This is a genomic window from Longimicrobium sp. (assembly GCF_036280135.1).
Classification (GTDB): Bacteria; Gemmatimonadota; Gemmatimonadetes; order Longimicrobiales; family Longimicrobiaceae; genus Longimicrobium.
The window spans coordinates 1-5,748 of sequence record NZ_DASURI010000869.1; the positions used below are offsets into that span (position 1 = coordinate 1).

The 5,748-nt window shown below is 72.5% G+C and carries 3 protein-coding genes; 2 read left to right on the top strand and 1 reads right to left on the bottom strand.

Features of this window, described 5'->3' with window-relative positions; translation table 11 throughout:
• Window positions 1–1,823 (top strand): CheR family methyltransferase (locus VFZ20_RS28070; RefSeq protein WP_329687278.1); only part of this gene is annotated, 1,823 nt, incomplete at its 5' end.
• Between the two features lie 858 nt (window positions 1,824–2,681).
• Window positions 2,682–4,937, top strand: coding sequence for an ATP-binding protein (locus VFZ20_RS28075; protein WP_329687279.1), 2,256 nt, complete (start codon window positions 2,682–2,684; stop codon window positions 4,935–4,937).
• 169 nt (window positions 4,938–5,106) lie between these two features.
• Here VFZ20_RS28075 and VFZ20_RS28080 read toward each other — a convergent pair whose 3' ends face one another.
• Window positions 5,107–5,721, bottom strand: a complete 615-nt coding sequence (locus VFZ20_RS28080; RefSeq protein ID WP_329687280.1) for a hypothetical protein — start codon at window positions 5,719–5,721, stop codon at window positions 5,107–5,109.
• Between the last annotated feature and the right edge of the window lie 27 nt (window positions 5,722–5,748).

Genomic DNA, 5,748 nt, shown 5'->3' on the forward strand with positions numbered 1-5,748 from the left:
ACAAGCGCTCCAGCCTCATGCGCCGCGTGGAAAAGCGGATGTGGGCGGTGGGGCTGGAATCGTGGGAGGCGTACCACGACTACCTGGAGGTGCACCCGGAGGAGTTCGAGCAGCTCTTCAACACCATCCTCATCAACGTCACCTCCTTCTTTCGCGATCCCGAGGCGTGGAGCGCGCTGTCGGGCGTGCACCTGCCGCGGCTGATGGAAAGCCGCTCGCCGGACCACCCCCTGCGCATCTGGTCGGCGGGGTGCGCGTCGGGGGCGGAGACGTACACGCTGGTGATGGTGCTGGCCGAGGCCCTGGGGATGGACGGGTTCCGGGAGCGGGTCAAGGTGTACGCCACCGACGTGGACGAGGAGTCGCTGACCCAGGCCCGCGCGGCGGTCTACACGGAAAAGGACCTGGAGACGCTGCCGCCGGGGTTCCGCGAGAAGTACTTCGAGCTCAACGGGCACGGCTGGGTGTTCCGCAACGACCTGCGGCGGCACGTGATCTTTGGCCGGCACGACCTGGTGCAGGACGCGCCCATCAGCCACCTGGACCTGCTGCTGTGCCGCAACACGCTCATGTACTTCAACACCGAGGTGCAGGCGCGCATCATGGCGCGCTTTCACTTCGCGCTGAACCCCGACGCGCTGCTGTTCCTGGGCAAGGCGGAGATGATGCGGTCGCACAGCGGCCTCTTTGCCCCGGTGGACCTCAAGGCGCGCATCTTCAGCAAGGTGTCGCGGGCGGGGCTGCGCGACCGGCTGCTCATGCTCAACCCGCCCGTGCGCGACGAGGCGGCCCCGCCGCGCCTGACGCTGCAGGTGCGCCTGCGCGATGCCGCGCTCAACACGGGGCACGCCGCGCAGGTGGTGGTGGACGCGCAGGGCACGCTGTGCCTGGCCAACGACCCCGCGCGCACCCTGTTCGGCATCGGCGACGGGGACCTGGGGCGTCCCATCCAGGACCTCAAGCTCTCGTACCGGCCCGTGGAGCTGCGCTCGCGCATCGACCAGGTGACGGCGGAGCGCCGGCCCCTGACGCTGCCCCACGTGGAGTTCTACACGCCCGAAGGCGAGGCGCGCAGCTTCGACGTGCAGATCGCGCCGCTGCTGGAGCCGGGGGGCGGGCTGCTGGGGGTGAGCGTGGCGTTCGTGGACGTCACGCGCTTTCAGCGGCTGCAGGCGGACCTGGAGCAGGCCAACCAGGACCTGGAGACGGCGTACGAGGAGCTGCAGAGCACCAACGAGGAGCTGGAGACCACCAACGAGGAGCTGCAGAGCACCATCGAGGAGCTGGAGACCACCAACGAGGAGCTCCAGTCCACGAACGAGGAGCTGGAGACGATGAACGAGGAGCTCCAGTCCACCAACGAGGAGCTGGAGACCATCAACGACGAGCTGCGGCGCCGCACGGACGAGCTGGACCACGTGAACGCCTACATGTCGTCCATCCTCACGAGCCTGCGGCTGGGCGTGGTGGTGCTGGACCGCGAGATGCACATCCGCGTGTGGAACCGCAAGACGGAGGACCTGTGGGGCCTGCGCGCGGACGAGGTGGAGGGCCAGGGGCTGCTCAACCAGGACATCGGCCTGCCGGTGGAGCGGCTCAAGGCGCCCATCCGCGCGTGCCTGGAGGGCCGCTCGGACCAGGAGGAGGTGGTGCTGGAGGCGCGCAACCGGCGCGGCCGCACCATCGAGGTGCGGGTGACGTGCACGCCCCTGCTGGGGAACGACAAGGACGTCCGCGGGGCCATCCTGCTCATGGAGGAGTGGCTCGACGGCAAGCGTCCGGTGGGCAGCGTGGGAGGAGACAGCGGCAACGGCGCCGGCTGATCCGCGTTCCGGCTCGTCATCCCGCCCCTGCCCTGCCTCGGTCGGCGCCGCTCTCGTCATCCTGCACGGGGGCGGCGCTCGTGTAGATGCCGACTCCGCGTGCTCATCCTCACGAACGCGATCGGCAGGATGCCGGCATCCAGGACCGGCTCTGCGCGCGTAGCGGTTTCCGCGTGGACGCCCCCTCCGCTCGCTCAGGCTCGCACCTCCCCCCAAACTGCTGGGGGAGGTTGGAAGCGCTTGGTTTCTGCCACGCGACGGCCGGTCGCGGACCGGAGGAACCAGCAAGAGGACGGCGTCCCTTGGTAGAGGGCTGCTTTCGGCGAGGGGACGGCATCCGCGTTTTTTCGAGGAGGCATAGTGTCGGCGGCGGAGCGCGGAATCCGCCGATGCGCATCATCCACCTGATCGCGATCGGGAAAAGGATGCCTGGGCCGGACGGGCGCTACGGAGGGAAATCCCGCCACCACACGGCTCGGGGACGAAGGATCCGCGACACGCCGCCTCCGGCGCGCGTCCTCGGTCTCACGTTTCGCATACAAGATCCTTCGTCGCCGCCATGGATCGTGCACAGGCAAAGGCTTGCGCGGCGGCTCCTCAGGATGACGCTCTCCGGGTGATCGCGGTCTTCGACACCGCCCAGCACCAGCGACTCGCTTCCCAGCGGACCGCATCGATGATCGTTCGCCGCCGTCATAGATCGTGCGCGGGCAACGGCTTGCGTGGCGGCTCCCCAGGATGACGCTCTTCCGTGATCGTCAGCATCCGCAGGTGCGGGCACGGCAGGGAAAGTGCACGGGGAGGAGGCGGGAGAGGCGTGTCGGCAGGGGTGGGGCGGCAATCCGCAGGGGGCGATTCGTGGCAGACCAGGAGCACCGCGCGCCGGACATCGACCGCCTGAGCCGACAGGTGGCCGCCGCGCGCGTGCGGCTGGACGCCCTGCGCGCCGAGGGCCGCGAGCAGCCGCTGGCCGTGCTGGAGCAGGCCCTGGAGGAGCTGCTCACGGCCCACGAGGAGCTGCGCGTGACCGAGGAGGAGCTGCGCGTCCAGAACGACGAGCTGGCGCTCTCGCAGCTGGCCGTGGAGGCGGAGCGCGCGCGGTACGAGGCGCTCTTTCAGGACGCGCCGGACGCGTACCTGGTGACGGACCCAGACGGCGTGATCCTGGAGGCCAACGCCGCCGCCTGCGCCCTGCTGAACGTTCCCGCCCGGCGGCTTCCCGGAAAGCCGCTGGGCGTCTTCGTTCCTCCCCACGAGCGGCGGACGTTCCGCGCGCGGCTGGCGCAGGCCGCCGGCGCGTCGCGCGTGGACGACTGGCAGACGACGCTGCAGCCCCGCCGCGGCGCGCCCGTGGCCGTGTCGTGCACGGTGACGGCCGTCCGCGGCGCCGACGGCGGCCTGGCGAGCCTGCGCTGGACCGTGCGCGACGTCACGGAACGCCAGCGCGCGGAAGCCGGCCGGCGCGCGCTGGCGGCGGAAGAGACGGCGCGGGGGGAGACGGAGCGGCGGCGCGCGTTCCTGGAGGCGGTGCTGCGCCACATGCCCGGCGGCGTGATGATCGCCGAGGCGCCGGACGGCCGCATCGTCATGCACAACGCCGCGGCCGAGCGCATCCTTCGCCATCCCATGGTCCCCGACACGGCGGCGCGCGACTACGGCGGATACGGGATGCTGCTCCCCGACGGCGCCCCCGCCCCGGCGGACGCGTATCCCCTGGCGCGCGCGCTGGCCGGCGAGACGGTGGACGGCCACGAGGTGCGCTACCGCCTGGGCGACGGCACGCGGGCCACGCTGCGCTGCAGCGCCTCGCCCGTGCGCGACGCGGACGGGCAAACGGTGGCCGCCGTCGTCTCGTTCACGGACGTGACGGACGCGCTGCGCGAGCACCGGGCGGAGCGATTCCTGGCCGAGGTGGGCGAGGTGCTGTCGTCGTCGCTGGAGCCGCGCGAGGTGCTGCAGCAGGTGGCGCGCGTGTGCGCCGGCTGGCTGTCGGACTACTGCATCGTGCACGTGGAGGACGGCGAAGGGCTGCGCGCCGTGGGCGTGGCGCACGCGGACCCCACGCGCGAGGAGCTGGTGCGCGGGCTGCTGCGCCGCTTTCCCCTGCATCCCTCGCACGCGGACCACCCCGTGCTGGCCGCCCTGCGCACGGGCGAGCCGGAACTGATGGGCGCGGTGGACGACGCGGCGCTGGCCCGCCTGTGCACGGGGCCGGACCACCGCGAGATGCTGCAGGCGCTGGGGCTCACGTCCGCCATGGCGGTGCCCATCCAGGCGCAGGGACGCACGCTGGGCGTGCTGTCGCTGGCGCGGACGCGCGGCGAGCCGTACGACGCGCGCGACCTGGAGGTGGCGCGGGCGCTGGCCCGGCGCGCGGCGCTGGCCGTGGAGAACGCGCGGCTGTACGAGCAGGCGCGGCAGGCCGTTCGCGCGCGCGACGAGGTGGTGGCCATCGTGTCGCACGACCTGCGCAACCCGCTGAACGCCGTGCTCATCGCCAGCACCACGCTCACGGAGTTCGGCGACCCGGAGCGGCTGGCCCCGCGCGACCGCAAGCAGGTGGAGGTCATCCGCCGCTCCGCCGAGCGGATGACGGCGCTCACGCAGGACCTGCTGGAGGTGTCGGCGCTGGAGAGCGGCAGCGTGACCATGCAGCCGCGGGCGTGCGCGCCCTCCGCGCTGGTGGCGGCCGCGTGCGAGATGTTCGTCCCCGAGGCGGGGGAGAAGGGCATCACGCTCATGTCCGACGGGGGCGACGAGCTGCCGCAGGTGCACGCGGACTACGGGCGGGTGCTGCAGGTGTTCGGCAACCTGGTGGGGAACGCCGTCAAGTTCACGCCGGCGGGGGGCCAGGTGGAGGTGGGGGCCGCGCGCGCGGCGGAGTACGTGCGCTTCTGGGTGCGCGACACGGGCCCGGGGATCGAGCGCGAGCACCTGCCGCGCCTGTTCGACCGCTTTTGGCAGGCGCGCCGGGGCCGCAACTCCGGCGCGGGGCTGGGGCTGTCCATCGTCCGCAGCATCGTGGAGGCGCACGGCGGCCAGGTGTGGGCCGAGAGCGAGCCCGGCGCCGGCAGCACCTTCCACTTCACGCTGCGCATCGCGCCGCCGGACTGATCAACGGCGAACTGCTTCTCTCACGCAGAGGCGCAGAGGGCGCAGAGTACTTCATCGCGTGACGATGGCCTCCGCCGCTCGACATCGATCGTTGATTGCTATCGCAGGACGGGGAGAGAGCCTGCCGCTCCCCCCCGTTCCGTTGATTCCCGCACGATCCGCCGAGCGCCTACCCGCCCGGTGGGCGCGGCGGGGAGAAGAGGACCAGCAGCGCGCGCACGGCGCCCAGCACGATCCCCAGCCCGCCGCCCACCATCCCCCCGAACAGCGCGCTGTAGACGATGTCGCCCCCGCCGTAGAAGGCGAACCCGCCGCCCACCAGCAGCCCCAGCAGCGCCCAGCCGATCACCGTCCGCAGCAGCGTAAAGAACGCGCGCACCAGCCGCACGGCAAAGCCGGCACCGGCCATGGCGTACGGCGCCAGGTCCTCCGCCCCCTCGCGGATCACCACGTGCGGCTCCCGCCCGCCCCACGGCGGCCGGACGATGCGCGGCTCCGCCTCCGCCCAGGGCGAATCCGGCTCCCCCACGTCCACCGTCTCCACGGGGACGGGGCGCGACGGGCGCGGCGCGCGGGACGGCGGCGCGGGGGCACGGGGCGGCGGAGCGGGACGAGCCGCCTCGGCCGCGCAGCGCGGACACTGCGGCGTGTCCATGAAGCCGATCTCCGGCCCGTGCACGCGGCACCAGTAGCGCACCTCCGTTCCGCACACCTCGCACGGGCCGCTGATGGGCTCGTCGTACTCCACGCCGCAGTTGGGGCAGCGCTGAACGACGCGCTTCATGCGCCCTCCCCCGCCGGCTCCACGGGC

Bases quoted from the DNA above. Each gene is read 5' to 3' on its own strand.
- VFZ20_RS28080 (WP_329687280.1), bottom strand. From the start codon at position 5,721: ATGAAGCGCGTCGTTCAGCGCTGCCCCAACTGCGGCGTGGAGTACGAC.